This window comes from Geobacter hydrogenophilus (genome assembly GCF_018501225.1).
GTDB lineage: Bacteria > Desulfobacterota > Desulfuromonadia > Geobacterales > Geobacteraceae > Geobacter > Geobacter hydrogenophilus.
In genome coordinates, this window is record NZ_JAHCZI010000027.1 from 1 (window position 1) to 1757 (window position 1757).

The following is a 1757-nucleotide window of genomic DNA, read 5'->3' on the forward strand; positions in this document are numbered from 1 at the left end:
GCGCTCGTGGGGCACTGGGAGGATTTTGGAATCATCGTCGTCCTCCTCATGGTGAATGCCGTCGTGGGTTTCTGGGAGGAGTACCAGGCGGGCAATGCCATTGCGGCCCTGAAGCAGACCCTTGCCCTCAAGGCAAAGGTCCGGCGCGGCGAGTGGCAGAGTGTGCCTGCTCGGGAACTGGTTCCGGGGGATGTGATCCGGCTCCGGCTCGGGGACATCGTCCCGGCCGATGCACGCCTCATCGAAGGGGATCCCCTGGAGATGGACCAGTCGGCCCTGACCGGCGAGTCTCTTCCCGTCTCGCGCGGGGCGGGCGAGGCCGTCTACTCGGGAACCGTGGTAAGGCGGGGCGAGGGTAACGCCCTTGTCTACGCCACCGGGCAGGAGACATCCTTCGGGAAAACCGCCCGGCTCGTGGAGGAGGCCCGGACCGTCAGCCACTTCCAGCGGGCCGTCCTTAAGATCGGCGATTACCTCATCGTCGTCGCCATTGGCCTCGTGGCGGTGATCATCGCCGTGGCCCTCTTCCGGGGGGATCCCATCGGTGAAACGCTCCAGTTCGCCCTGGTTCTGACCGTGGCGGCCATCCCCGTGGCAATGCCGACCATCCTCTCGGTTACCATGGCGGTGGGGGCGCGGATACTTGCCGGCCGCCAGGCCATCGTGAGCCGTCTTGCCGCCATCGAAGAGCTTGCGGGGATGGATATCCTCTGCTCCGATAAGACCGGGACCCTCACCAAGAACGAGTTGACCCTTGGCGACCCCTCCTGTGCTGAGGGGATCGATCCTGAGGCCGTCATCCTCGCCGCGGCCCTCGCTTCCCGACGGGAGGACGCTGATCCCATCGATCTGGCCATTTTACGCAAACTCCCGGCAGGAGCATCCCCGGAAGGATACCGGGTGCTTCGCTTTGTTCCCTTCGACCCCGTGGCCAAGCGGACCGAGGCAACGGTTTCCGCCCCCGACGGGACCACCTTCACGGTCACCAAGGGAGCCCCGCAGGTCATCGTCGGACTTGCGTCTCCTCCCCCCGAGGTCCGTACCCGGATCGACGGTGCCGTGGAAGCGTTCGCGGCCCGGGGGTTCCGTTCCCTCGGCGTGGCCCGCGCCGACAGGGAAGGGGCGTGGCGCATGCTCGGCATCCTCCCCCTCTTCGACCCTCCGCGGGACGATTCCCGGGAGACCCTGGCCGCAGCCCGCCGTATGGGGACACGGGTCAAGATGGTGACGGGCGATCAACTCGCCATCGCGCGGGAAATCGGCAGAGAGCTCGGCCTCGGTGACCGGATCCTCGATGCCGCGCTCCTGACCGGCGCCGACTACCGGGAGGCATCACGGCTCGCCGAAGCCATCGACAAGGCCGACGGCTTTGCCCAGGTCTTCCCCGAGCACAAGTTCCACATCGTCGAGGCCCTCCAGCAGGAGGGGCACATCGTGGGAATGACCGGCGATGGCGTCAACGATGCCCCCGCCCTCAAAAAGGCGGACGCAGGGATTGCCGTATCAGGGGCTACCGACGCCGCCCGGGCCGCGGCAGACATCGTTCTCCTCACCCCCGGCCTCTCGGTCATCATTGACGCCGTCACCGAGAGCCGCCGGATTTTCCGGCGGATGACCAGCTACACCATCTACCGGATCTCCGAGACGATCCGGGTTCTTCTCTTCATCACCCTTTCGATCCTTGTCTTCAACTTCTATCCGGTCACGGCGGTGATGATCGTGCTTCTGGCGCTTCTGAACGACGGGGCGATTCTCGC

General features: G+C 66.0%; 1 protein-coding gene. It reads left to right on the forward strand.

From position 1 onward, the window contains the following. A partial coding sequence (locus KI811_RS18360) for a plasma-membrane proton-efflux P-type ATPase (protein WP_214187917.1) occupies nt 1-1757 on the forward strand: 1757 nt, incomplete at both ends.